The 26,367-nt window shown below is 69.9% G+C and carries 18 protein-coding genes and 1 pseudogene; 5 read left to right on the plus strand and 14 right to left on the minus strand.

The features are described 5' to 3' along the window. On the minus strand, window positions 1–420 hold a 420-nt coding region (locus ACIQWX_RS25520), incomplete at its 3' end, for an alpha/beta fold hydrolase (RefSeq protein WP_400875948.1). 104 nt (window positions 421–524) lie between these two features. Between ACIQWX_RS25520 and ACIQWX_RS25525 the strand changes: the two genes are divergently transcribed. From ACIQWX_RS25525 to ACIQWX_RS25535, 3 genes are all read left to right on the plus strand, one after another. Beyond that, window positions 525–1,112, plus strand: a complete 588-nt coding sequence (locus ACIQWX_RS25525; RefSeq protein WP_400875951.1) for a TetR/AcrR family transcriptional regulator — start codon at window positions 525–527, stop codon at window positions 1,110–1,112. 523 nt (window positions 1,113–1,635) lie between these two features. Next, a complete protein-coding gene (locus ACIQWX_RS25530) occupies window positions 1,636–1,893 on the plus strand; it encodes a hypothetical protein (RefSeq protein WP_400875955.1) in 258 nt (85 codons plus the stop codon). A gap of 101 nt (window positions 1,894–1,994) precedes the next feature. Then, on the plus strand, window positions 1,995–2,549 hold the full coding sequence (locus ACIQWX_RS25535) for a hypothetical protein (RefSeq protein ID WP_400875958.1): 555 nt from the start codon (window positions 1,995–1,997) through the stop codon (window positions 2,547–2,549). Here the strand turns inward: ACIQWX_RS25535 and ACIQWX_RS25540 are convergent. The 11 genes and pseudogenes from ACIQWX_RS25540 to iolC all read right to left on the minus strand — a co-directional run bounded on the left by ACIQWX_RS25540 (window position 2,519) and on the right by iolC (window position 22,492). Further along, entirely contained in the window at window positions 2,519–3,712 is a 1,194-nt protein-coding gene (locus tag ACIQWX_RS25540; protein ID WP_400875961.1) for an IS110 family transposase, read from the minus strand. The two genes, ACIQWX_RS25535 and ACIQWX_RS25540, sit on opposite strands and share 31 nt — an antisense overlap. A gap of 287 nt (window positions 3,713–3,999) precedes the next feature. Further along, window positions 4,000–12,381 (minus strand): SpvB/TcaC N-terminal domain-containing protein, encoded by an 8,382-nt coding sequence (locus tag ACIQWX_RS25545; protein WP_400875964.1) that lies wholly within the window; start codon window positions 12,379–12,381, stop codon window positions 4,000–4,002. Window positions 12,382–12,651: 270 nt separating this feature from the next. Then, window positions 12,652–13,137, minus strand: a complete 486-nt coding sequence (locus tag ACIQWX_RS25550) for a hypothetical protein (protein ID WP_400875967.1) — start codon at window positions 13,135–13,137, stop codon at window positions 12,652–12,654. A gap of 127 nt (window positions 13,138–13,264) precedes the next feature. After that, window positions 13,265–14,233: a helix-turn-helix domain-containing protein gene (locus ACIQWX_RS25555; protein WP_400875969.1), complete on the minus strand. Its 969-nt coding sequence runs from the start codon at window positions 14,231–14,233 to the stop codon at window positions 13,265–13,267. A 44-nt stretch (window positions 14,234–14,277) separates the two neighbouring features. Further along, window positions 14,278–14,802: a MarR family winged helix-turn-helix transcriptional regulator gene (locus tag ACIQWX_RS25560; protein ID WP_400875972.1), complete on the minus strand. Its 525-nt coding sequence runs from the start codon at window positions 14,800–14,802 to the stop codon at window positions 14,278–14,280. After that, a pseudogene (locus tag ACIQWX_RS25565) lies at window positions 14,799–15,995 on the minus strand (3-deoxy-7-phosphoheptulonate synthase); the annotation flags it as partial. The gene ACIQWX_RS25560 and the pseudogene ACIQWX_RS25565, both read right to left, overlap by 4 nt. 484 nt (window positions 15,996–16,479) lie before the next feature. After that, entirely contained in the window at window positions 16,480–17,973 is a 1,494-nt protein-coding gene (locus tag ACIQWX_RS25570; RefSeq protein ID WP_400875975.1) for a CoA-acylating methylmalonate-semialdehyde dehydrogenase, read from the minus strand. A gap of 7 nt (window positions 17,974–17,980) precedes the next feature. Continuing rightward, window positions 17,981–19,846 (minus strand): 3D-(3,5/4)-trihydroxycyclohexane-1,2-dione acylhydrolase (decyclizing), encoded by a 1,866-nt coding sequence (gene iolD, locus ACIQWX_RS25575; RefSeq protein WP_400875978.1) that lies wholly within the window; start codon window positions 19,844–19,846, stop codon window positions 17,981–17,983. Next, window positions 19,843–20,682, minus strand: a complete 840-nt coding sequence (iolB, locus tag ACIQWX_RS25580) for a 5-deoxy-glucuronate isomerase (protein ID WP_400875981.1) — start codon at window positions 20,680–20,682, stop codon at window positions 19,843–19,845. Before iolB ends, iolD begins: the two co-directional genes overlap by 4 nt. Continuing rightward, on the minus strand, window positions 20,679–21,548 hold the full coding sequence (locus ACIQWX_RS25585) for an aldolase (RefSeq protein WP_400875984.1): 870 nt from the start codon (window positions 21,546–21,548) through the stop codon (window positions 20,679–20,681). Before ACIQWX_RS25585 ends, iolB begins: the two co-directional genes overlap by 4 nt. Continuing rightward, window positions 21,545–22,492, minus strand: a complete 948-nt coding sequence (gene iolC, locus ACIQWX_RS25590; protein WP_400875987.1) for a 5-dehydro-2-deoxygluconokinase — start codon at window positions 22,490–22,492, stop codon at window positions 21,545–21,547. Before iolC ends, ACIQWX_RS25585 begins: the two co-directional genes overlap by 4 nt. Window positions 22,493–22,618: 126 nt before the next feature. On the opposite strand from iolC, the gene ACIQWX_RS25595 reads away from it, so the two are divergent. Further along, the gene (locus tag ACIQWX_RS25595; protein ID WP_400875990.1) at window positions 22,619–23,419 is read left to right on the plus strand and encodes a GntR family transcriptional regulator; all 801 of its coding nucleotides are present in this window, start codon (window positions 22,619–22,621) and stop codon (window positions 23,417–23,419) included. Between the two features lie 9 nt (window positions 23,420–23,428). Here ACIQWX_RS25595 and ACIQWX_RS25600 read toward each other — a convergent pair whose 3' ends face one another. Next, the gene (locus tag ACIQWX_RS25600) at window positions 23,429–23,857 is read right to left on the minus strand and encodes a helix-turn-helix domain-containing protein (RefSeq protein WP_400877572.1); all 429 of its coding nucleotides are present in this window, start codon (window positions 23,855–23,857) and stop codon (window positions 23,429–23,431) included. Between the two features lie 21 nt (window positions 23,858–23,878). Next, window positions 23,879–25,024, minus strand: coding sequence for a LacI family DNA-binding transcriptional regulator (locus ACIQWX_RS25605; RefSeq protein ID WP_400875993.1), 1,146 nt, complete (start codon window positions 25,022–25,024; stop codon window positions 23,879–23,881). 149 nt (window positions 25,025–25,173) lie between these two features. Between ACIQWX_RS25605 and ACIQWX_RS25610 the strand changes: the two genes are divergently transcribed. After that, complete coding sequence (locus ACIQWX_RS25610) at window positions 25,174–26,349, plus strand: Gfo/Idh/MocA family protein (RefSeq protein WP_400875994.1); 1,176 nt, start codon at window positions 25,174–25,176, stop codon at window positions 26,347–26,349. Window positions 26,350–26,367: the final 18 nt, after the last annotated feature.

Genomic DNA, 26,367 nt, shown 5'->3' on the forward strand with positions numbered 1-26,367 from the left:
GCGTCGGCCGAGCCGGTGCTGACGGCGGAAATTCGTCGCGATGCGTCCTCGGACGGGATCGTCGGCAGTCCAGCCGAAGCCCGGCGCGACGGCGATGAGACTGCGGGCGCGACCTCGGACGGCAAGCTCGGCAGCGAGCGCGCCACCCAGGGAGCTACCCACCACGTGCGGCTTGTCGATGCTCCGCGAGTCAAGTTCCCGCTCGATCCAGTCGGTGAACTGGCCCAGCCCGAACGGGCGGCGGATGCTGATCGGCGGCCCTCCGAAGTGTCCGGGGAGGGTCGGTGCGAACACGTCGTAGCGGGCCGTCAGCTCAGCGAGGATCGGCTGCCACAACTGCCAGCTGCCGGTGAAGCCGTGGAGCAGCAGAAGAGGTTCGCCGGAGCCGGCGCGGTACGCCGCAGGGGTGATCTCGGACATGGGCGTCTCCGGAGGTGAGTGCGCCGACGGGTCGTCGGCCGATAAGTGAGACTATAGATCAGATGAGACTGAGTCTCAATTGATCTTCGATCTAAGATGGGTTCATGCCTGACGAGCCCCTCGTAGCCACCCCTCGGCCACCGCTGCGCGAGCGCAAGCAGCAGGAGACCCGGGAACGGATCGTGGCCGCGGCGTACCGGCTGTTCGAGCAGCGCGGCTACACCCGCGTGACAGTCGACGACATCGCCGACGCGGCCGAGATCGGCCGCGCCACGTTCTTCCGGTACTTCGGCGACAAGCAAGAGGTCGTCTTCGCCGCCGAACCGACGATCCGCCAGGACCTGTCGGCCGAGATGAGCAGCCGAGAACAAGTGCCGGCCACGCTCGCCGCGTGTGTCAGTCTGCTGCGGGAGATCGCCCTCCCGCTGTGGCGGCAGACGGAGGCTTCACCGCATCACGCGCTCCACCTCAGGCTCGTTCACGAGAACGCCGAACTCAACGACCGCCGGCTGCGCAAGCTGTTGTCCTTCACCACCGAGGTCACGGAGCTGCTGGTGAGGCGAGGAGTGGAGCGGGGCCTGGCCCGCCTGGCCACCCAGCTCGTGGCAGCCTGCTACCTGGCGGCTGAAGACGCGAAGGTGGACAATATCGACGCGAACCTCACCACACTCCTGCGAGACCTGCGAGCATGACGACGCCGGCGTTTGTTGTGCCGCGTCGTCCGTCACGTACTGGACCTGGGCGCTGGGAGCTACGTCGTCGACGGTGTCGATGAAGGGGTGCTGAGCGTGACCTCGCCGTTCGCCCTCACCGTCGACCTACACGCTCTGGCGAGCTGACCGGAGGGCGGTCGAGCTGGCGGCCAGACGCCGCGGCGCTCCCGACGCCTCGGCGAGTTCAGGGTCCGGCTCGCGGTAGTCGCATCGAGCGGCCGGACCTCGTCGCTCGGTCTCGGGTGTGGGTATCGGCCAGCCCGGACCGTGCCCGCTACGCCCCCGGCTCCCGATAGTCGATAGCGTCGACTCGCGGGCGCGGACTGCTGGCGCGCGGTCACGACCGGGGCATTCTCGGAGAAGGAGGCGTTCGATGGAGTCGAGGAACACCGAGTGCCCGATCGAGAGGCGGCCGGCGAAGTCCTCGGACGCACGGCGTGCCCCTGCGACGGGGGCGGCCGCTGCCGTGGAACCGGGCTGGCCGCGCCGGCGGTCACGCTGCATGGCCGACATCGAAACCAGGGGCGGGCTCGACCCGAGCGTGCGACCGGACCGGGCAACACCGTGGGCGGCGGCCGTTGTAGCCACGGCAGCCGGGGATGTCTGGGACGCACTGGAATTCGATGATCAGCGATGCACTCGGATGCGGGCCGAGGACCTCTGCCAAGTCTGTGGGCGCCCACGCAGCGAGGAGGTGTACGTGCTGGCGGCGGAGAACCGGACGCACACGACGGTCCAGATGTACGGCGGCGCGCTGTGATCTATTGACCGGACTACGCAGAGACACGCCGGGGCACCTGGCGCGACGAGATGATCGTGACCGATAGATCTCACCCACCTTGATCAAGAAGGTGGTGTGAGTTGTTCGATAACGTGGACCGGGACATCGCGGCTATCCGGCTGCCCCGGTGGGGCCGGGTCGTTTCTGCCGACGGGCCTGTGCCGTGGCTGGTGGTCGACGACGACGGCGTGCCGGTCGAGCCAATCCGGCGGTACTTGACTGACTTCGTGGCCGGGGACGCCAGCGTGGGCTCGGTACGCAGCTACGCCTACGCGTTGCTGCGGTGGTGGCGGTGGTTGCGCGCGGTCGGAGTGGAGTGGAACAAGGCGACCCCGGCTGAGGCGCGTGACCTGGCGCTGTGGCTCAGGCAGGCCATCAAGCCGCGTCGGTCGCCGCGGACGGGATCGGCGGTCACGGCTGGCACCGTCAACCCAATCACCCGTAAGCGGTACCTGGGCGATCAGTACGAGCCGCGTACCGTCCGGCACTCCAACGCCGTGGTCCGAGCGTTCTACGAGTTCTGGATCGAGGACGTGCGCGAAGGACCGCTGATCAACCCGGTTCAACTCGCACGCGGTCGCGGGGGGGTGTCCCTATGGGGTTGTCAAGCCGCAGCGGGCACGGGTTGGCGGTAGTGGGTGCCGTTGCGGAGCATGGCGTAGAGGACGTCGCAGCGGCGGCGGGCGAGGCAGATGAGGGCGGCGTTGTGTTTCTTACCCTCGGCTCTCTTGCGGTCGTAGTAGGCCCGGCTGGTGGGGTCGGACAACGAGGCGAAGGCGGCGAGGAAGAACGCGCGTTTGAGCTGGCGGTTGCCGGCGCGGGCCGGGTGCTCGCCCTTGATGCTGGTGCCGGAGTTGCGGGTGACCGGGGCGATGCCGGCGTAGGCCGCGAGGTGTCCGGAACTGGCGAAGTTCGAGGCGTCGCCGACTTCGAGGAGGATGCGTGCGGCGGTCCTGACGCCGATGCCGGGCATCGAGGTCAGGACCCCGGCAAGAGGGTGCGCATCGAGTATCCCCTCGACCTGCTCGGCAACCTGTTTCCGCTGCAGGAGAACCGTTTTGAGGCTGTCCGCCAGTCTGGGCAGGACGGTGTCGGCGGCGGTGGTGCCCGGGACGGTGACCGTCTGCTCGGCCAGGGCGGTCATGATCGCTTCGACCAGCTTGTCGCCCATCCGGGGAGCGTGGATCTTGGCGATGGCGGTGAGTTTGCGGCGGCCGGCCTTGGCGATGCCGGCCGGACCGCCGCAGCGGGACAGGATCTCCAGGACCGCGGGATGGCTGATCCGCGGGCCGATGGCGTGTTCGAGGGCGGGGTGGATGCCGGTGAGCAGGCCGCGGATGCGGTTGCTGATGCGGGTGGCTTCACCGGCGAGGTCGTCGTCGAATCCGACCAGCACCTCCAGCTCGGCCAGGGCCTCGTCACCGACATCGACCGGCCGCAGCGTGTGCGGCAGCGACCGAGCCGCATCGGCGATGACGAACGCGTCGCGGGCGTCGGTTTTGGCTCGGCCTGGGTAGAGGTCGGCGATGCGGCGCATCGCCAGTCCGGGCAGGTAGGCGACCTGGTGCCCGGCGGCGCGGGCAACCGCGACCGGCAACGCCCCGGTCGTGGCGGGCTGGTCGACCACCACCAGCAACGTTCCATGCTGGGCGAGCTTGGCGAACAAGGCCCTCAGCTTGGGTTCGGTGTTGGGCAGCGGCCCGTCATGCAGACGCTTCCCCTTGGGATCGAGGCCGACCGCGTGATGGGCTTCCTTACCGACGTCCAGGCCGAGGAACACCTCGAAGCTGCTGCTCATCCACCAGCCGTTCGTTTGTCGCGTTGTGGTCACCGATCAGGCATCGAGCGCCGGCACCCACGTTACGAGGAGACCTACCAGGTGGTGGCCGTGTCCCTATTCAGCGGTCGGTCGATGCCACCAGACCCGGTGACACCACCCCCCGGATCATGGGTTCGACTGGGGGCGCAAGTCATGCCGGGCCTGGCGACCACAACTCCCTGGTCGGGAACTACGAAAACGGTAACGGGGGCGGGCGGCCAGCCCGCTGGTCGCTTCGCCGACCAGCGAGCTGATGTCGACCGACGTCATTCGGCTCCCTCGATGGTGCCCCTGACGATCTTCGCGCACATCGCCTGGCAGGGATTGGGCGTGTTGTACCTCCCCTGGGCGATGCCCCACCGCAGCTGCGTGATGCCCTCCGGCAGTCCCCGGTAGAGGTTCAGCTCCGCGTGCAGCTTCCCGCCGAACATGTTGGCTCTCGGCACCCCGAGCTCCGCCAGCCGGGCCTTCTGGGCGGCCGACAGGTAACCACCGGAAATCGCGGCGTAGATCTGCGTCGTGCCGTCGGGCAGCCTGGCCTCGTGCAACGCCACGGTGGAATTCCGGTGCCGGACGAACCCGAACCAGCGGTTCAGGGCGAGGTCGTGCACCTCGACCGCGGCCGCCCGCAGCGCGCCCGGCTGGGACAGCCCGCCCGCCGCCAGGCCGCCGGCGCCCACCTCCTGGGCGGTGACGCCGGCACCGCGGCTGCCGGATCCGGCGGTCGCGCCCAGTACCTCCGCGGTCTTCGTCACCGCCGACATGTGCATGGTGGCGCCCATCGAGACGACGGCCTCCGCGCGGTCGACGGTCTCCTGGCTCAGCCCGGTCGTGGCCTGGATGGCCTGGCTGGTCAGCGTGCTTTCGTGCTCGCCGCTCCAGACCTGGCGCAGGCCGGTCGCGGCGGTGTCGGCGCCGTGCGCGAACACGACGGCCCCGGCGACCGCGCCCACCCCGGTCCACGACGTCAGGCCGCCGAACGCGGCCCCGGCCGTGGCTTCGGAGAACCCGCCGACCACCTTCAGCCCGCCCATCACGCGGTTCCACGTGCTGAGGCCGCTGGGGTCGGTCAGCCGCACCGGGTTGTCGGAGGCGTAGCTGTAGGCCGCCTGGTTGAACGGCTGCCGCACGCCGCCGTTCGGCGTTCCATCCAAATAGGATCCGACGGCCGGGTCCGCACTCTGCCAGAGGTTCGTGCGCGGGTTGTAGTAGCGGGCGCCGTAGAAGTAGAGCCCGGTCTCCTTGTCGAACTCCTTGCCGTTGTACTGGTACGGAACCGGTTCCTGGGTCCTGGTCTCCTCGACCCAGCTTTCCCCGTAGGCGAAGTACTCCTGGTGGGACGCGAGCTTGCCGCGTTCGTCGGTGACGTACGTGGCCGAGCCCAGGTGGTCGTCGTGGAAGTAGAACTGGTCGTGTTCGTAGCCGGTGTCGGCGGCCTTCTTGCTCAGCAGCCGTTTGTCGCCGAGGAAGTAGTGCTTGACCGCCTTGCCGTCGACGCGGCTGTAGGTCGTGCCGATCGCGACGTGGGTCTGCCTGCCCTCCTTGGCGACGCGGCTGCCAGCGTCGTCGTAGACGAACTTCACGGTGGGCTGGTCGCCCTTCTCGTCACAGGACGTGGGGTCCTGCTTGACCGTGTCCGATTCATCGTCGTAAGCGCACTCGAGCCGGTTCTCCTCGTTCCAGACGAGCTGCGTGCGCTTGCCGCCGGTGGTCTCGACGCTCGCCTGCACCACCGCGTCGGCGGCGCTGTGGCCGGTGGTGATGTCGATCAGGTTGCCGCCGGCGTCGTACTGCTGGACGTCGGCGCCGATCTTGCTCGGCGCGTGCGGCAGGCCGCCGTAGGTGTACTTCTGCGTGTAGGTGGTCGGCGCCTGCGGCTGCGTGCTGCCCGACGTCGTCACCAGCTCGTGCTTCTGCTGCTTGCCGGTCGTGTTGTTGAGCGTGTCGTAGGTCAGTTCCAGCTTGTACTGGTTGACCTTGCTCGTGTCGTTGCGGTACGAGCCGGTGGCCGACGTCAGCCGGTACAGGTCGTCGTAGCCGTAGGTCTGGGTGCTGGGGCCGCCGAGCTCCTTGGTGCCCGGCGCGGCGACGTCGTTGGTCAGCGAGGTGACGTTGCCGACCTTGTCGTAGCCGTAGGAGACGTTCTGGAACTCACGGTCGTCGGACTGTGCCGAGGTCAGCGTGGCCAGGCGCCGGTCGGTGTCGTTGTAGGTGTACGTCGTCCGGACCCCGGAGCCGGTCTCCTGCAGCACCTTCTGCCCGAACTTGTCGTAGTCCAGCCGGGACAGGTAGGTGTAGGTGTCGCTTCCCTTGACACCGGTCGCCGAGGTGACTTGCCCGCCGCTGTCGTAGTCGTAGGTGAGCTTTTCGCCGTCCGGGTAAGTGGTGTCGAGCACCCGGTTCCAGGAGTCGTACCGGGTCGTCGTGGTGAACGACTTCCCGCGGTCGTCCTTGGTCCCGATGTCGGCGCCGAGCGTCCGGGTCTCGCGCGTCAGCTCGCCGAACGGCCCGTAGCCGCGGGTCAGGGTGCCCGCCGCGTCGTGGATCGCGGTGATCCGGCCGGCGCCGTTCTCCGGGGCACCGAGCGCGCCGTAGGTGTAGGTGACGTTGTTGCCAGTGAACACCGGGTACCGGATCCCGGTGAGCCGCGTGAACTCGTAGTCGTACTCGATCGCCTTCTTCTTGGCCCGCAACGTCGGCGTCACCTTGCTGACGACGTTCCCGGCCAGGTCGTAGGCGGTCTCGACCTTCCCGGCGTCCGGGCTGTCGACGACCGTGCGCCGGCCGAAGTTGTCGTACGCCGCCTTGGTCGTGTTGTTCCGGTCGTCGACGACGGACGTGATCTGGCCCATGGCGTCGTAGCCGTAGCTGGTCCAGATCACCGGCTGCCCGGCGGCGGGGTTGGCCTCCTTGACCGCGGTGGTCAGCTCCCGCGTGTCGGAGTAGCTGCGGCGCTGCTTGCCGTTGGCGTCCGTGGAAACGGTCTCGAACCGCGTGGTGCCGGACCGGTCGGGGCCGAAGCCGAACGCGGTGGTCGACGCGCTGCCGTCCGGGATGACCGTGCTGGTCGTCCGGTCGAGGACGTCGTACGCCAGCCGGGTCGGCGTGACCGGGTCGACCGCCGGGTTGAACGCGAAGTTGCCGTCCCCCTTCGGTTCGGTGACCGGGTAGTACTGCTCCACCGGGCGGCCGGCGAAGTCGTACACGGTGTGCCCGGACACGGTCATCACCGGCTCCGCGTCGGCCCCGGCTCCGGGGGCGACGTCGGCGTCCTTCTTGGTCTGCAGGGCCCGGTCGAGCCCGTCGGTGAACACGACGGTGTCGATGGTGTCGTCGCGGACGCCGTCCGCTCTCGCGTCGATGTGCCTGCTGACCGCGTACGGCACCGGTGCTTCGGGGTGGTACTCGAAGCTGACGCTGACCCGGTTCTCCGGGATCTCGTACGGCCCGGCGACGAACGACACCCGGCCGAACCGGTCGTAGTTCGTGTGGACTCGCTGGAAGTTCTTGTCCAGCGTCGTCTCCGGCAGCCCGTACTTGTAGTTGTGCGTGACGGCGGTGCGGTAGCCGTAGCTGTCCACAGTGGTTTCGAGGTGGACGCCGACCACGGGGTCGTAGCCGTAGTCGAGCCGGTACCGCTGCCCGGCCTTGTTGGCCGGCTCGACGACGGCCTTGAGGTTGCCGTTGCCGAGGTACTCCAGGTCCGTGACGGCCTTCGAGCCGTCGGCCAGGGAAGCCCGCACCTGTTTCACGTCGCCGGTCGCGCAGTCTACTGTGGACTCACGGTGGCGCGTGGTGTTCTTCGCCGCGGTGCCGACGACGTCGACCGCGCTCGCTACGCCGACGACGTTGCGGGCGCGGCAGGCGGCGTCGGTCCCCGAGTACCGCACCCGGGTTTCCACGTCGTCGGCGGTCCCGACGTCCCCGGCGTCGAAGGTCCTGCTCACGTTGCCGAACTGGTCGTACTCCTGCTCGGTGTAGGTGGTCTTGCCCGCCGCCGCGCCGCCTTCGTAGAAGCGCTCTTCGATGCGTGACGCGAACGGGAACACCGTGGCCGTCGTGCTCGCCGGGTCCGCGACCTTGCCCGTGGCGACGTCGCGTAGGACGTACCCGGTGAGCGTCTCGGTGAACAGGTGGCCGCCGCCGTCGGCGGTGAAGGTGCGGGTGGGCAGGCCGCGCGTGTAGACCGAGTCGGTGCGGTACTCGGTGGTGGTGCTGCGGTAGACGGCGTCGCCGGGGGCGAGCTGCTCGCTGACGACGCGCCCGTAGCCGAGGAACTGGCGTTCCAGCCGGTCGTACCGGCCGTCGGCGTACCGGAACGACGCCACCTGGAAGTCCTGGCCGTCACCCGGGTGCCCGTCGAACAGCGTGCTGCGCGAGAGGACGAAGCGCGACTGCGGCAGGTCCCCGGTGTTGCCGTCGCGGGTGTAGTCGAGCTCGAACCGCGCGCCCAGCGGGCGGTTCACCGTGCGCAGCAGGTTCGTGCGCCCGGTCTTGTTCTCGGCGACGACCAGTTCGTCGTCGCGGGTGGAGCGGACCTGGTCGGCGTAGCCGTCGCCGTTGACGTCGCGCAGCGCGACCTCGGATCGGCCGATGCCCCGCGAGGTGTCGGCGCCCGGGTTGAACACGACGCAGGCGCCGGCGAGGATGCCCAGGCAGAACCCGAAGGTGAAGTACGCGCCCGCGCCCAGGTTCGCGCTGCTGTCCGCGGAGATCCCCGCGGTGCCGCCGCCGAACGGCGTCGGCGGGGCGAACCCGCCGCCGGTGTTGATCGCGACGGCGAGGGGCTGGCCGTCGCGTGAGAACACGCGGTCGGCGAGACCGTCCCCGGTCACGTCCTGGAGCCCGGCTTCGGTCTTCGCCTGGCTGGTGCCCGCCGAAACCCCGCCGGCCAAGCCGTAGAAGTCGGTGTTGAAGCCGAGGTTGGCCGCGGCGTTGCGGGTGCTGGAGTCGGCCAGCGGCCCGCCCGGCCACGGTTCGGCCGCGGCGAACTCGTAGCCGAGGTTCAGCGCCGCGGTCCCGTTCGCGTAGACGCGGTCGGGCAGCGTGTCGCCGTTGATGTCGAGCAGGTCGAACGCGGCGTCGGACTCGCCGCCGCCGACGCTGCCACCGATGCCCAGGCTCGGCAGCTCGCTGCCGGACTGCGCGGTGGTGGCGGACTTGTCCGCCGTGGGACCGGTCAGGCCCCGGCCGTTGGCGCCGCTGCGCGCCGGGCTGCCGGCGTTCGCGGACGCGGTGAACGCCGTGGTGTCGGATTCGCGGACGGTGCCGGTGCCGAGGCTGCCGCGGGTCGCGCCCAGCCCGCCGGTGACGTCGGAGTACTGGATCCCGGCCGGGCCGGCGACGTCGGGGAAGCGGTCGCCGTTGAGGTCGAGGAAGTCGACCTGCCCGGCACTGCGGCCGCGCGCGACGCTCGCCCCGGCCCCGATCGGGACACCCGGGATGCTCGCGCCGAACGTGGTCGAGATCTGCGACGTGCTCGCCACCCGGGACACCCCGGTCGCGCCGGCGATGTCGCTGTCCTGGGCGACGTCGATGCGGTCGGTGCCCAGCCGCGACGACGCGGCCGTGCCGGCGGCGACCCAGGTGTTGCCGTCGTCGCTGCCCCAGCGTTCCAGCGCGGGCCGCGGCGCGAGCAGGACCGCGTTCGGCCGGCCGACCCGCCCGTCGAAGCCCGGCACGTCGGATTCCTTCGGCGCACCAGGGATCTTGTCGCGGAAGCTCGCGTCGACGACGAGGTCGTTCTGCACGATCGGCGTGCCCGCGCGGTCGCGGTTGCCCTGGTAGCCGATGGCCGCCCAGCCGCGGTAGGGCTCGGCGAACGCGCCCTGCTCGGCGGCCGAGTGCAGCGCGCTCGGCACCGGCGTGAACGTCACGCCGTCGGTGCTGACCGATGCCGACCGGCTCGTGACCCGGCCCGGCAGGCCCGGGTCCGAAGTGGAGTAGTCGAAGAACAGCTCGTCGCCTTCGGTGACCGGCACCGTGAGCTGCGCGTCGGGCACCTGGCCGTCGACGACGTCGAGCACGCGCTTGGCCAGCAGCGCGCCCCGGCGCTTGACGGTGAACACGACGTGTGCGTCGCCGGTGAGGGCGAGTTCGGGCCTGACGGTCAGGTCGCCTGTGCGGTCCGCGGTGTAGGTGCTCTGCGGCGTCGCCGACGAGTCGACCGGGTACAGGTCCACCGCATAGGGCGGGTCGATGACGAAGGTCGGCTTGCCCTGCTGGTCGAAGACCGGCACGTCGCCCTCGGCGGCGGTGTAGTGCGCCGACGGCACCCAGTGCAGCGTCCCGGCGTCGATCGGGGAGTCCGTCTCGAGGTGCCAGGACAGCGTGTCGTTCGCCGACACCGGGATGTCCAGGTCGACCGGCGCGGTCGCAGCGCTCGCGGCGGGCAGGAGGCGGTTGAGCACCTCGGTGCCGTTGCGGGTGATCACGACGGTGACGTCGTCGGTGGTCGGGCCGACCTTCGAGACGTCGCCGGAGAGGTGCAGGGTGCCGGTCAGCGGCGCGGTGACCGTCGACGGGCGGCCGCCGAGGGTGAAGTCCCGCGAGGCCAGGTAGTGGTCGACGGCGAGGCCGTTGACGTCGGTGGCCGGCGTGAGGCCGGTGTAGGTGACGTCGGGGTCCCAGTCGACCTGGTCGAACCGGCCGTCGGCGATGGACTGGACGCGGAAGTAGAGCCGGTCGCCGCGGTGCACGGCGACACTGTCCACCCCGGACGGTGCGTAGGAGGCGTGGTCGCGGGCGGTGATGCGCTGCGCCCACAGCTCGGTGTCCTCGTGCTGCACGGCCACGCGGACGCCGTCGGCGGCGCGGTCGTCACCGGGATCGGACACGAGCCGGGCGGCGCCGCCGATCTTGACGGTGCCGTCGTACGGTGCGACCCACCGGCGGACGCTGTCCAGCAGCGGGAACGCGTCGATCTGGCGCTCGATCTCGGCGCTCTGGTCGCCGACGATGGGGCCGTTGACGGCGCCACCGCCGATCGGGACGGGCGTGTCCTTGCTGTCGGTGCTGTAGACCGGGTTGCCCTGCGCGTCGAGGTGCCCGAACAGGACACCGCCGTCGTTCACCAGGTCGGCGATGCCGTCGCCGTTGACGTCGGTGAGGTAGCGCTCGGTGCGCGTGGTGGTCGCGACGTGGTCCAGTTGCGCGGCGACCCCGAAGTACGCCTCGGCGCCCGAGGTCGTCGAGCGGGACGACTCGGCGGAGATGCCGGGCAGGTTCGGGAGCTTGATCGGCGTGTCCCCGAACTTCGGCGCGCCGCCGGGCCGGGCGAGGTTCGGCCGGTAGAAGACCCCGGCGCCGGTCCGGAACACCTTGTCCGGCAACGTGTCGCCGTTGACGTCGGTCAGGGAGAGCAGGCCTTCGGACTCGCCGGCGCTGAAGCCGGCCTTGGCGCCCGCGGAGCCCGCCTTGCGGACGACGGCCGGGTTGAACCCGACGTACAGGTGCCCGCCGGCGCTGCGCGAGGTGGTCGCCGACAGCGCGCTGGCCTGCCCGCCCGGAACGCTTTCCCCGAGCGAGTCGCCCGGCACGCTCCACCCGAGCGCGTCGCCGAAGGCCTGGTACCGACCGTCGGCGCCGCGGATGTCGTCGTAGTAGTCGAAGGTGTGGGTGGTGAACGGGGAACCGTCCTCACCGAACTGGGTGACCGACTGCAGCAGGGTCTTGTAGAAGGCGCCCGTGCGGTAGTTCAGCTCGTAGCCGCGGATCGGCTTGTCGTCGAGCATGATGTCGACGCGCCGCAGCAGGTCGGCGGTGACCTGCTTGAAGCCGTTGCGCCCGTCGATCACGACGTCCGGGCGCCGGGCCTCGCCGCGTTCGCGGTCGCGGGTGAGGGTGATGCTGTAGCGGCCTTCGATCTTGCCCTGGCCGGTGTAGGTGATCTTCTTCGCGTACAGGGCGACGCCGGGCACGGTGCCGCCGGTGACGCCCGGGTCGGCCACGCGGACGTGGTGGTAGCGCGCGAAGTTGTCGTGGGTGTCGCGGACTTCGCTCAGCGCCCAGACGGCGATGTCGCCCGCGTCACCGGCGAGCGTGGTGCTGTCGCCGGTGGCCGCGGCGGGGCCCCCGAAGATCGAGCGCGTGCCTTTCTTGTCGGTGACCTCCCACCAGTATTCGCGAGGATGGGCGCCGTGCCGGACAATCGTGCGGAACTGTCCTTCGACCCGGGTGTGGAACACCTTTTCCGCGGTGCGCGCCTGCAGCGGCGCCCGATTCGCGACGGGGGTCAGCTGTTCGCCGTTGAGCAGGTAGGTCTCGGTTTCGAGGCCGGCGTCGTAGCGCGGCACGCCCCAGCGGGTGTCGACGGTGATCGACGGCACCGAGAGGTCCCAGCCCTGCCCGGCCCAGCCGCCGGTGTTCGACGAGTTGTATGTGAGGGCGAGTCCCGGCTGCGCGTCACCGCGGCCGGGCGGCAGTTCGATCGGGTAGCTGAGCCGCGCTTCGCCGGTGTTGTTGGCGGTCGGCGGTTCGATGAGGTTGATCCCCGTGGCGGGGTCGGCGGCCTGGATTCCCTTGAGCTGGTTGGGTTCGAAGGACACCCCGTCCGGGTGGGCGGGCACGTCGGAGACCCCGGTCCCGGGCGCGGCGGACGTCAGCAGAGGTGCGAGCGCACCGTTCTGGGCGGGCGGCAGCAGGGCCACGACCAGGAGCAGAACCGCTCCCCGGGCCACTTGCTTGCGAGTTCTGCGAAAGGTGACCGACGGGCGACGACGAGGGTTCCAGGCCATGATCCCGAGACCTCCAGTTCGGTGGCACCCGGGTCGTCGTGTGGATCAACGGGAGAGTTACCGTTTTTGTCCGATCTGCGCCGTGGTGGGAATTTTTCGTCCGAAGGGCCGTGCGCGCGCTGAATCTCTTGCGGTAGCTAGTTGATCTGGACGGCCGAACGGCGAGAAGGCGCTTTCCGGGCGCTACGTCCAGGGGTGTTCGGGGCAGACCCGCGGCGAGATGTACGACGCGTCCCGCGTCTGGATCTTGGCCGGGTCGAAGTGGTACTTGGTGGTGAAGGTGGCCCAGTCCACGACGCGGCGGTAGCAGTCCGGGGCGAACGTCTCGTCCCAGACGAAGACGGAGTCACTGGTCGCGGTCTTGGCCAGGTGGCCGTTGGTCAGCCCCCAGAACTCACCGCCGCAGCCCGAAGGTCCCGGCTGGATTCCCTGCCAGGACCCCCACAGGTTGAAGTACACGGTCTCGTTGGGGATGAAGTACTTGAAGCCCTTCGGGCCGATGAAGTACACCGTTGGGTCACCGCTGTCCTGGAACCGGGTCCCTTCGGGCGGACAGGCGGCTTCGGTGGCTCCCACGCGGTCCGCGGCGGCCGCCGGGCCGGCGACGAGGGGCAGGCCGGCGACCACGGCCGTGAGCAACGCCAGTCCGAGACGACGCGTTCGGGTCATCGGAACACTCCTTTGCGAGAACACTCCGGACCACGGCTGGACCGCTCATGGCCCGGTTCCGGCGGGACGACGCCTCGAGTCTTGTCGACCGGCTCGGTGCTGTCGTTGCGTTTCAGCGCACGGTTGTTCAGTCCGCGCGCACTCCCCGGCGCAGTTCACTCGGCGAGAGCCCGTAAGCGGCCCGGAACGTCTGGCTGAAGTGGGCGTTGCTGGTGAACCCCCAGCGCGCGGCGGTCTCCCTGACCGGCCGCCCGGCCAGCCGGGGATCGGCGAGGTCCAGCCGGCACCGCTCCAGGCGGGTGTGCCGGATCAGGTCCGCGACGGTGCGCACCTCAGCTTGGAAGAGCTTGTGCAGGTACCGCACCGAGATGTGGTGCGCCTCGGCGATCGTCCGCGGGCCGAGGTCCGGATCACCCAGGTGCTCGCGGATGAAGACGTGCACCCGCGCCCGGAGCGCGTGGCGCTTGGCCTCCTCCGGTACCGCGTCCGCCGCCTCCAGCGCGCTCGCCAGCGCCGTCACGAGCAAGTCCATGGTGAGCGGGGCCAGCCGGGCCGCGTCGGCCACGCTGAACTCGTCCATGCGCCGGGCCAGTTCCCGCAGGAACCGCGACGAAAGCGCGCCCACGCCGTGGTCGCCGGCGATGCGGACGCAGCTCAGCTCCCGGACCTCGCGGGCGGGCAGGGGCAGCAGCGCCCTGGGGAACTGCAGCAACAGCAGTTTCGCGGGTTCCGGACCGGGCAGGTGCCGGCCCTGGAACGGCCGGGAGGTGTCGAACAACGTCAGATCGCCGACGCGCAGTTCGGCCTGGCGTCCGTCCCGCTCGACGAGCGCGCCCCCGCGGATCACGCAGCCGAACTTCAGCACTGCGGGATCGGACCGGCGGATGGCCTTGCCGGTGCGGGCCACCACGTGCGGCCGGGTGGTCAGCAAGCTCGCCTGGAGCGCACCGAACGCGCTCACCCCGACCTGAGCCTGGAAGGACGCCGGTTCCGGTTCGTAGCGCAGCTCGTAGGAAACCCAGAGCTTCGCGCTGATCTCGCGCCAGAAGTCGAATCGGTCGGGTGCCGGGACCCCGGCGGTGCTGATGATTTCCACGACCTCACCCCGGTCGGTGAATCGCTGCCGCGCCGGTGCGTGTTTCACGCCAGGCGGGGCTCGACCATCGAGAGACGCTGACCGTTTCTCGAGCCGCCGGCTGTCGCGGCCGTGGTCAGTGGGGCGAGACGAGGTCGGCCGCGCGCAGGGTGAGCGCGTAGGGCTCGGTGAGCGTGACCGGTTCGCCGTCGAGGAAGTAGCTGTCGCCGTCGAGGCGTAAGCAGCTCACGCTCGGGACGCGGGGGTCGATCACCCAGCCGGACCAGCTTGTCCCCCTCCAGCCGGTCGACGATGTTGGTGACGCTGGTCGGGTGCAGCTGCAGCCGCCGCCCCATCACCGACATGGCGAGCCGGCCGGTGCGGGCGAAGGACAGCAGGACCAGCGCCTCGTACCGGGCGAAGGTGATGCCGTGGCGGGCCAGCGCCGCGTCCACCTCGCGCTGGAGGATCTGCTGGACGCGCATCACGTTGGTGACCGCCGCCATCGCCGTCGGGTCGCCGATCCGGCCGCCCCAGAGCTCGGCGGCCCGCTCGATCGGGTCGAAGGACAGCGGCACGGCCGGGCTCACCACGGCTTCCGCCGCCCCGCGGGCACCGGTTCCGGGTGGATCATCTCGGCCACCAGGAACGCGAGGTCGAGTGCCTGGCTCCGGCTCAGCCGCGGGTCGCAGGCGGACTCGTAGCTCTTCAGCAGGTCGTCGAAGCCCAGCTCGTCCCCGCCGCCGAGGCACTCGGTCACGTCCTGGCGCTCGGCGACGATCTGCTCGGCGACGTCGTCGCCGAGGTGCCGGACCCCGGCCAGCCCGAGCCGCAGGGCGCCGCCGCCGGTGCTGGCGGGGTCGGGTTCGAGGGTGGCGTGGGTGAGGCTGGCGTTGATGTCGGGCTCCCGCACGAGCACGTCGTGGCGGCGGGCGTCGGCGACCAGCGACTGCGGGGAGTAGAAGCCCATTGGCTGGGCGCGCAGCAGTCCGGCGCAGAAGGCGGCCGGGTAGTAGCGCTTGAACCACGCCGACGCGTAGACCAGCAGGGCGAAGGACATGCTGTGGGCTTCGGGGAAGCCGTAGCCGGAGAAGGCGTGGATCTGCTCGAAGATCCGCGTCGCCAGCTCGCGGTCGAGGCCGTTGCGCGCGCAGCCGGCGAAAAAGCGCGCCATCAGCGCCTTCATCTTCGCGCTCGACCGTTTGGCGCCCATGGCGCGGCGGAGCTGGTCGGCTTCGGCGCCGGTGAAGGAGGCGACGTCGACGGCCATCTGCATCACCTGCTCCTGAAACAGCGGCATTCCGAGCGTCCGGTCCAAGCTGCCGGCGAGCAGGGGGTGGGCGTGCTGCCACTCCTCCTCGCCGCGGCGGCGTCGGATGTAGGGGTGCACCGAGCCGCCCTGGATCGGGCCGGGCCGGATGAGGGCGACTTCGACGACGAGGTCGTAGAACTTCCGCGGCCGCAACCGCGGCAACGTCGCCAGCTGTGCCCGGGACTCGACCTGGAACACCCCGACCGCGTCCGCTGCGCAGAGCATGTCGTAGACCTTCGGGTCGGCCAGGTCGAGGTTCCCGATGTCCACGGTGGTGTCGTGGTGCTCGGCGACGAGGTCGATCATGTAGTGCAGCGCGGAGAGCATGCCGAGGCCGAGCAGGTCGAACTTGACCAGCCCCACGGTGGCGCAGTCGTCCTTGTCCCACTGCAGGATCGACCGGTCGGCCATGCTCGTCCACTCGACTGGCACGATCTCCGACACCGGCTGCTTCGAGATCACCATGCCGCCGCAAGAAAAGCTGGGCAGTCTCCTGCCCGGCGCCGCTTGCGATGATGGCGCCCGCTGCGGCGGTTGTCGCGCCGGTCATGAGCGGGCCCCTGCGAAGCAGATATCGCAGAGACCACTGCCCCGGAGCGGCTGGCGGCGCGATCCCGGCGACCACGGCGACGATCGCGAACAGCACGGCGCTGAAGACCGCAAGCCCTGTCGCTGCCCCGCTTTCGCTCGGTTGCATCACCCCCTCTATGAACCAGACGATCGGCGAGACGGTCAGCAGGCCCAACGCGCAGCCCACGCCCCAGCCGACCGCGCTTCTGCGCAGGCCAAGCACGGACCACAGCGCAGTCACGTCGATGACGTCGCCCGCCGCCACCGTGTGCAGCCACCTCGTGACCGCGGCCTCGTCCCCCCCCCCGCGCGCCCCAGGGCAGCCGCGAGTGCGTCAGCAGGGCGCCAACGAGGCCCTCCGTTGCCGTGCGAGATCGGCTATCGGTCAGGATGACGTCGGGAAGTTGAACGCCGCGGCCGACGCGCTGGTGTGCGGCCACCGGGTCGTGACCACCTTCGCGCGCGTGTAGAACCGGACACCCGCCGGACCGTGGATGGGGCTGTCGCCGATGAGAGAGTCTTTCCAGCCGCCGAAGGAGTAGTACGACATCGGGACCGGGATCGGGACGTTGACGCCGATCATGCCGACCTTGACCTCGCGTTGGAACTTGCGTGCCGCTTCGCCGCTGCCGGTGAAGATCGCGGTGCCGTTGCCGTAGGGATTGGCGTTGATGATCGCGATCGCCTCATCGACGGTCTCCGCGCGGACGACTGCCAGCACCGGGCCGAAGATCTCTTCGCGGTAGGCGTCCATCTCCGTGGTGACCTTGTCCAGCAGCGACGGGCCGACGAAGAAGCCTTCCTCGTGGCCGTCGACGGTCAGCCCGCGCCCGTCGACCACGACCGTCGCACCCTGCTTTGCGCCCTGCGCGACGGCGTCGGCCACGCGCTCGCGGGCGGCCTCGGTGACGACCGGGCCCATGTCGCTGGCCGGGTCCGAGCCGGGACCGACATTCACCTCGCGGGCCTTGCGCTCGAGGATCTCGACCAGCTTGTCGCCGACCGCGCCGACGGCCACGCCGACCGAGATCGCCATGCACCGCTGGCCCGCTGAGCCGAACGCGGCCGCCGTCAGGTGGTTCGCGGCGTACTCCAGGTCGGCGTCGGGCAGGACGACGGCGTGGTTCTTCGCCCCGCCGAGTGCTTGGACGCGCTTGCCGGACGCGGTTCCGCGCTCGTGCACGTACTTGGCGATCGGGGTCGAGCCGACGAACGAGACGGCGGTGATGTCCGGGTGGTCGAGGAGTGCGTCGACCGCGGTCTTGTCGCCGTGTACGACGTTGAAGACGCCGTCGGGCAGGCCGGCTTCGGCGTAGAGCTTCGCGACGAAGTTCGACGCGGACGGGTCGCGCTCGCTGGGTTTGAGGACGAAGGTGTTGCCGGTGGCGATGGCGATTGGGTGCATCCACAGCGGGACCATGATCGGGAAGTTGAACGGCGTGATGCCGGCGACGACGCCGAGAGGCTGGCGGAAGTCGTGGACGTCGACGTCGCGGGAGACCTGGTCGGAGAAGCTGCCTTTGAGGGCGTCGGCGATGCCGCAGGCGTACTCGACGACCTCGCGGCCGCGCACGATCTCGCCGCGGGCGTCGTCGACGACCTTGCCGTGCTCGCTGGAGATGATCCGGGCGAGCTCGTCCTCGTGCTTCGCCAGCAGCTCTCGGAAGGCGAACATCACCTTGGTCCGCTGGGACAGCGAAGAGTTGCCCCATGCTTCGAAGGCCTTGCCGGCGGCCGCGACCGCGGTGTCCACATCGGACGCTTCGGCGAGCAGGACCCGGGCCTGTTCCTGCCCGGTGGCCGGATCGAAAACTGGTGCGGTGCGGGTGGAGCCGGCGGAGGTGGCGGTGCCGTTGATCCAGTGTTCGATAGTGTTCACGACGCTCCTACAGGTAGTGACGCTGAGTCTGTTTGGTCGCGGTATAGATCTCGTGGGCCTTCCGCGTGGATTCGAGTTCGGAGACCTCGCTTACGGGCACGTCCCACCACGCCGACCCGGGCGGGTTGGGGCCGTGCAGGTCGGTCTCGACGTGCACGACGGTTGTCGTTGTATTGGCCTTGGCCCGGGCGATCGCGTCGGTGAATTTCTCCACTGTGGATGCCTTGAGCACGGTCGCGCCGAGGCTGGCGGCGTTCGCGGCGAGGTCGACCGGCAGCACATCGCCCTCCAGCAGACCGGAGTCGCCGCGGTAGCGATACGCGGTGCCGAACCGTTGCGAGCCCAGCGACTCCGATAGCGCGCCGATGGAAGCGAACCCGTGGTTCTGCACGAGCACGATGATCACCTTGAGGCCTTCGGAGACCATGGTGACGATCTCCTGGGCCATCATCAGGTACGAGCCGTCGCCGACGAGCACGACGACCTCTCGGTCGGGCGCGGCCAGCTTCGCGCCGACGCCGGCGGCGACCTCGTAACCCATGCAGGAATACGCGTACTCGACGTGGTATGCCTTCGGATCCCGGGCGCGCCAGAGCATCTGGAGGTCGCCGGGCATCGAGCCGGCCGCGTTGATCACGACGTCGCGGTCGTCGAGCGCGGTGTTCAGGGCGCCGAGGATCTCGGTCTGGGCGGGCAGCGGGCCATGGCCGAGGGTGAAGCAGGCCTCGGCCTTGCGGTTCCAGTCGTCGGCCAGCATCCGGGTACGCGTGCGATACGCCTCGTCGACCTGCCAGTCACCCAAGGCGTCGTGCAGCGCCGAGATGCCGCGTTTCGCGTCCGCCAGCAGCATGTCCGCCGAGTGCTTCGCGGCGTCGAGGCGCGCGACGTTGAGGTTCACGAACCGCACCGCCGGGTTGCCGAAAACGGTGTGCGAGGCGGTCGTGAAGTCGCTGTAGCGGGTGCCGATGCCGAGCACGACGTCGGCTTCGGCGGCCAGGGAGTTGGCCGCAGACGTGCCGGTGGAGCCGAGGCCGCCGACCGCGCACGGGTGGTCCCACGGCACCGCGCCCTTGCCGGCGTGCGTGTCGGCGACCGGAATGCCGGTGGCTTCGGCGAACGCCCGAAGTGCCTGCTCGGCTTCGGAGTAGACGACCCCGCCGCCGGCGACGATCAACGGCGACTTCGCGCCCCGCAACGCTTCCACGGCCCGGGCCAGCGCGTCGGGCTCAGGCACGGGACGGCCGACGTGCCAGACCCGGCGCCGGAAGAACTCCTTCGGCCAGTCGTGGGCCTCGGCCTGGACGTCCTGCGGCAGGCAGAGGGTCACCGCGCCGGTTTCCACCGGGTCGGTGAGCACGCGCATCGCGGCGAGCGCGGCCGGAATCAGCTGTTCGGGCCGGGTGATCCGGTCGAAGTACTTCGACACCGGGCGGAACGCGTCGTTGACAGTGATGTCGCCGCCGCGGGTGTCCTCCAGCTGCTGCAGCACCGGGTCCGGCGAGCGGGTGGCGAACATGTCGCTCGGCAGCAGGAGGACCGGCAGCCGGTTCGTGGTCGCCAGCGCGGCACCGGTGATCATGTTCGTCGAGCCGGGACCGGTCGAGGCGGTGCAGGCAAAGGTCTGCAGCCGGTTGCGCATCTTCGCGAACGCCGTGGCCGCGTGGACCTGGCCCTGTTCGTTCCGGGCCAGGTAGTACGGCAGGTCGGCTTCGCCGGTGCGGTCGGCCTGCAGCAGCGCCTGCCCGATGCCGGCGACGTTGCCGTGGCCGAAGATGCCCCACACGCCGGGGATCAGCCGCTGCTCGACGCCGTCGCGCTCGGAGTACTGGTTCGCGAGGAACCGCACCAGAGCCTGCGCGGTGGTGAGTCTCATCGTGGGCCTCCGAAGGGCAGGCGGGAATCGACGTCTTGGGAGTCCCAGGTCTGGCGGACCCAGCCGTGGGCGGGGTCGTCACAGATCAGCCAGGCGCGTTCCTGGCCGGGGCCGGCCATGACGTTGAGGTAGTAGAGGTCGTAGCCGGGCGTGGCCATCGAGGGGCCGTGCCAGCCGTGCGGGATCAGCACGACGTCCCCGGAGCGCACCTCGGCGAGCACGTCGATCGGGCGCTCGTCGGTGCCGTAGACGCGCTGGTAGCCCATGCCGCTACGGGCGACCTCGAAGAAGTAGATCTCTTCGAGCTCGCTCTCGCCCTCTCGGGCTTCGTCGTGCTTGTGCGGCGGATAGGACGACCAGTTCCCGCCCGGTGTCAGGACTTCGCACACCAGCAGCTGGTCGGCGTCGAACGTGTGCGGCAGGCAGTAGTTGTTCACCTGGCGGCTGCAGTTGCCGGCGCCGCGCAGCTCCACCGGCACGCCGCCGGCCGGGCCGTACCGCGCGGGCAGGCGCTTCGCCGTCTTGGCCGACGGCAGCGCGAACCGCCCGCTGCCGGTGATGGTCGCTTCGGCATCCCTTGGCAGGTAGGCGAAATCCGTGACGGCGTCGAACACGCCGGTGCGCCCGGCCAGCTCGAACGTCTCGCCGTCGACCTCGACGCGGCAGGAGCCCGACTGCGGCAGCACGAGCGCTTCGGCGTCGCCGGTCGTGACGGTCTCGCTCCCGTCGAGCTCGAGGACGCGCAGGCCGGAGTAGCCCCAGCCCGCGGATTCCGGGGTCACGACGAGGTCGAACGGTCCTTCGGCGGTAGTGCCCGCCCGGCGGTGGAGCTTCACAGCAGCCCCACCGCGGTGTCGACGGCCTTGGCGACGTCCCCGTCGTGCGGGTAGAGCAGCGACCGCCCCACGACTAGGCCCTGCACGGTCGGCTGGGTCAGCGCCCGCTGCCACGCCGCAAAGGCCGCGTCGGCGTCCTTGACCTCGCCGCCGAGCAGCACCGCCGGCAAGGTCGAGGACGCGAGCACGCGTTCCATGTCGTCCACGACGGGCAGTTTGAGCCAGGTGTAGGCCGACGAGCGGCCGAGCCCGGCGGCGATCGTGATCGACTTGATGACGGCGTCGGGGGAGAGGTCGTTCGCCAGCCGTCCGTCGGTCCAGACCGACAGGAACGGCTCGACCATCGCGATCAGCTTCCGGTCGGCGAGGTCGTTGATCGCCTTCGCGGTGTTCTCCAGGACGCTGGGCGTGGCGGGGTCGTCGAGGCAGATCCGGGTCAGGGTCTTCCCGCCGTCGAACCGCATCTTCTCGATGGCTTCGGCGTCGTAGCAGGCGAACCGGTCGTCGATTTCGAAGCTCGACCCGGCCAGCCCGGTCCGGTTCATCGACCCGAGCACGGTCTTGCCGTCGAGCACGCCGAGCAGCAGCAGGTCGTCGATGACGTCCGCGGTCGCGAGCACGCCGGTGACGCCGGGGCGTTCCAGTGCGAGGCACAACCGTTCCAGCAGTTCGCCGCGGTCGGCCATCGCCGTGGGGTTGCCGCCGACGGCGTTGGCGCCGCGGGCCGGGTGGTCCGCGGCGATGATCATGGTCCGGCCCTTGTCGTTGAACGGCGACACGGCCCGGACCCGGTTCGCGGCCGCCTCGGCGATCGCTGCCGGGTCGTGCACGCGCTTGGCGACGAGGCGCTCGACGAGGTCGGTCACAGTGCTTCTCCCAGCTTGCGCAGTACCTGGTCTTCGGTGGGCATCGCGTCGGAGCACGCCAGTTCTCCGGCGACGTGGGAGCCGGCGGCGTTGGCGAATCGCATGATCCGTGCGGTGTCCCAGCCGCTCAGGAGGCCGTGGCAGAGGGCGCCGCCGAACGCGTCACCCGCGCCGAGCCCGTTGACGACCTCGACCGGCACCGGTGGCACTTCGACCTCGCCGGAGTCGTCGACGGCGAGCACTCCCTTCGGGCCCTGCTTCACCACCGCCAGCGAGACACCCCTGTCCCGGAGGGCTTTCGCCGCTTCACGGGGATCCCGGGTGGCGACGGCGGTGTCTGCCTCGTCGAGGTTGCCGACGGCGACCGTGACGTGGTCGAGTGCCTTGCCCACCCACTCGCGTGCTTGTTCCCGGGACTCCCAGAACATCGGCCGGTAGTCGAGGTCGAGCACGGTGATGCCGGTGCGGCCGCGGGCTTCCAGCGCGGCGAGGGTGGCCGAGCGGCTCGGCTCCTGGGAGAGGCCGGTGACGGTGACCCAGAAGATCTCGGCGGCGCGGATCGCGTCGAAGTCCAGGTCCTCGACGGAGATGTCCAAATCGGGTGCCTTCGGAAAGCGGTAGAAGTAGAGCGGGAAATCATCCGGCGGGAAGATCTCGCAGAACGTCACCGGCGTCGGCAACTGCTCGGACGTGCCGACGTACCGGTCGTCGACGCCGTAGCCGGCGAGGGCGCGGTGGATGAACTTCCCGAACGGGTCGGCGCCGGTCTTAGTGACCACCGCGCTCGAGCGGCCGTACCGCGCCGCCGCGACGGCGACGTTGGTCGCGCTGCCGCCGAGGTACTTGCCGAACGTGGTGACGTCCTCGAGCCCGACGCCGGTCTGCAGGGGATAGATGTCCACCCCGATCCGGCCCATCGTCACGAGGTCGAACCGTGTGGTCATCGGTGTCCTCCCGGGTGGAGCTTCGGCTGGTCCGAAATCGACTCTGCCAGCGAAGCTAAGACTTTGTCAAGACATATGGACATCACGTCATCCCTACTGGTGACCGAGCGGCGGTAGGCTCCGGAGATGAGCACCCCGCGACCGTCGGAGTCCCGCGTCGACGTGACGTTTCCCCCGGCCTGGGACCCGGGTCGGGAGATCGTGCTGGACCCGGGCAGTCCCGAACCGCTTTACTTCCAGGTCTCCCGGCAGCTGCACGCCGCGATCGAGGACGGCCGGCTGCCCGCGGGCGCGCGCCTGGCCAACGAGGTCGAACTGGCCGCGAACCTGCGGCTCTCCCGCCCGACGATCCGCCAGGCCATCCAGGCCCTGGTCAACCAGGGCCTGCTCGTCCGGCGGCGCGGCGTGGGCACCCAGGTTGTCCGGACGAAGGTCGCGCGGCCGCTACGGCTGAGCAGCCTCTTCGACGACCTCACCGGGCTCGGCGGCACACCGTCGTCGGAGGTGCTGGACAACCGCGTGGAACCGGCCGCCGACGGCGTCCCCGACCTGCTCGAAACCCCCGGCCTGACCCACGTGCGGCGGTTGACGCGGATCCGCTCGGTCGACGGCGAGCCGCTGGCCGTGATGAACAACTACCTGCCCAACGGCGTCATCGACCCGACGGACGAGGAACTGCGCGAGCGCGGGCTTTACCAGCTGTTGCGCTCGGCAGGCGTGCGCCTGCACGCCGCCGAGCAGAACATCGGCGCCCGGTTGGCCACCGACGAAGACGCGGAACTGCTCGACGAGGAGCCCGGCGCGGCCTTGCTCACCATGCAGCGCACGACCTACGACGACACTGGCCGCGTGGTGGAGTACGGATGGCACGTCTACCGGGCGTCCCGTTACACGTTCAACCTTTCGCTGACCGACGGCCCGCACTAGCTGCACTCCTCAACGACTCTCTGGCTGTGGTTCAAGCGAAAGCGTCGTCCAGCGCGCGATCACGGTGCGGTCACCCGGTCGCGCAGCCCGGCGATAGCGATCGAGCACGGCTCCGACTTCCGCGCTCATCGCCGCCACCTCCTCGGGCGTCAAGAAGAGCGGCACCTCGTTGCCCGCGGCTGGTGCAAGCGTCGCTTTCCACCAACGTTCCCGTTTGTTCCCGCGTTCGCTGTCCTCTTCGACCAGGCCGGCCTCGGCCAGCAGTCGCAGGTGCCAGCTGGTGGTTCCGGAGCTTTCCTCGACTTGTTTGCCCAGCCCGGTCGCGGTAGCCGGGCCCTCTGCCCGGAGCAGTTCGAGCATTCGCATCCGCAACGGATGTCCCAGCGCCCGGAGCATCCGCGCTTCGAGTGGGTGCGAAGCCGGATCGTGGTCGTCCATGGTCACGCCAGCACCGTCATATCAGCGACTCTGCTCTTCGGGTGTCGTCGTGGGCACGGGAACTGAAAAGGACGGGATCGATGGCGCGGTGGTGGCGGACGGCCGCGGTGGGTGCCTCGCCGTCGTAGGTGGTGGGCCGGTCGTTCCGCGCACGACGAGCGTAGGTGTCAGCGCGACCTCCTTGGCGTCCACGAGGGTGGACTCGAGGCGGGCGACGGCCGCTTTGACGGCGAGCTCGGCCATCTGCTCGGCGTCCTGGCGGACCGACGTGAGGTTGACGAAGGGCAGCCGGGCGAAACGGGTGTCGTCGTAGCCGACGAGGGAGATGTCGTCCGGGATGCGGATGCCCGCGCGCAGCAGGGTGTCGAGCAGGCCGAGTGCGCTTTGGTCGTTGCCGGCCACGATCGCGGTCGGCAGCCGGTCGCCGCGCAGCAGCTCGGCTGCGGCCTGGGCACCTGACTCTTCGCTGTAGTCGCCGGGAAGTACGCGGATTTCTTCAGCCAAGCCATGTCGGTCCATCGCGTCGTGATAGCCCTGGCGGCGCTCGGCGGCACCGGGGTTCGTGCCGCCGTCGACGTGCACGATCGCGCGGTGGCCCAGCTCGACGAGGTGCTCGACGGCCTGGGTGACCCCGTCGGCGTCGTCGCTGCGGACGACGTCGACCCCGGTGGTGGTGACGCGGCGGCCCAGCTCGACGATCGGCAGCTGGCCGGCCAGCACGTCGAGCCGCTGGATGTCGGCTTGGGGAGCGATGAGGATCAGCGCCTCGCAGCGGTAGCTGATCAGCTCCTCGATCGCCGCATCCTCGGTCCGGCCCGAAGTCATCGCGCCGAGGACCACGCGGTACCCCAGCGCCTGCGCCGCGGGATAGATACGCTCGACCAGTTCGCTTTCGAACGGAGCACGCACGGTGAACAGGACGCCGAGCTGCTTGCTGCGGTGACGCCGCAGTCCTTGGGCGAACCCATCCGGTCGGTAGCCGAGCTCGGCGGCACCGTCTAGAACCTTTTGCCGGGTCTCCGCGCTGGCCCCGGGGGCGCCGCGGAAGACGATGGACACCAGCGCCTTCGACACCCCCACATGGGCCGCGACATCGGCCATGGTCGGCCGGCCCCGTTGTGCCGCGTTGTAGGTGTCCGGTCGTTTCCCGTGTGCTTCGGAAGTCACTCAAGTCCTTTCCGGCCCGGCGAGGCCTTGACGATCCTCCCGACGGCGTTCATAGTACCGGACTAGACCGTACTACTAGTTCGGTCTAGTAGCCAGCCCGAAGATCTTCCGGGCTTCGGTCTTCCCCGTTCTCTTCGCAAAGGAGCGACATGCCCAAGGACAGCATCGGCGTCGCGGTCATCGGCGCCGGCATGGCCGGGCGCGCCCACGCCTTCGGCTACCGGTCCGCGACATCGGTGTTCGGCCTGGACCTGCCCGACGTGCGGCTGGTCTCGATCGCCGACCTCAACCAGGACCTGGCCGCCGACACCGCCCGCCGCTACGGCTTCAGCCGGACCGACGCGAGCTGGGAAGCGATCGTCGACGCCGACGACATCGACGCCGTCAGCGTCGTGGTCGCGAATCCGCTGCACCGCGAGATCGTCGAAGCGCTCGCCGCGGCCGGCAAGCACGTGCTGTGCGAGAAGCCGCTCGCGCCCTCGGCCAAGGACGCCCAGGCGATGATCGAGGCCGTCGACCGCGCGGGTGTGCTCGGGCGGGTCGGGTTCACCTTCCGCCGCTCACCGGCGATCTGCGCGATCCGCGAAGAAATCCTGTCGGGCCGGCTCGGCCGGGTGCTGCACTTCAGCGGGCAGTACTGGAACGACTACGCCTGCGATCCTCAGGCGCCGATGAGCTGGCGCTACAAGGGACCCGTCGGTTCCGGTGCGCTCGCGGACGTGGGCAGCCACATCTCCGACCTCGCCGAGTTCCTGTGCGGGCCAGTGGAATCGGTGCACGGCGCGACGTTGACGACCCAGATCGCCGAGCGCCCGCTGCCGCTCGGCGCGGTCGTCGGACACCAGCTGGTCAGCGTCAGCGACGAGACCGAACCGGTCGAAAACGACGACTGGGCCAGCTATTGCCTGCGTTTCGCCGAAGGCGGCTCCGGCACGATCAGCGCTTCCCGGATCGCCCACGGCCACCCCAACACCCTCAAGTTCGAGGTCTTCTGCGAACACGGCGCCGCCACGTTCGACCAGTCCAGCCCCGCCGAGTTCGGCCTGATCACCGACGACCTGCCCGACCGGGCCAACGGGTACCGGCGGGTGCTGGTCGGGCACGACCACCCGTACATGGCCCAGGGCATGCCGATGGACGGCGCCGGAATCGGATTGGGGCACAACGAAAGCTTCATTTTCCAGGCTCGCGCGTTCCTCGACGAGATCGCCGGAAACGACACCCTCCCGCGGTGCGCGTCGCTGAGCGAAGGCCTGCACAACCTGAACCTGCTCGACGCGGTTGTCGGCTCCGCCACGACCGGCTCGACCGTCCGCGTGCCCTGAGCAACCACCCGCCTCCGA

It is taken from the genome of Amycolatopsis sp. NPDC098790 (assembly GCF_044759945.1).
In the GTDB taxonomy this organism is placed as follows: domain Bacteria; phylum Actinomycetota; class Actinomycetes; order Mycobacteriales; family Pseudonocardiaceae; genus Amycolatopsis.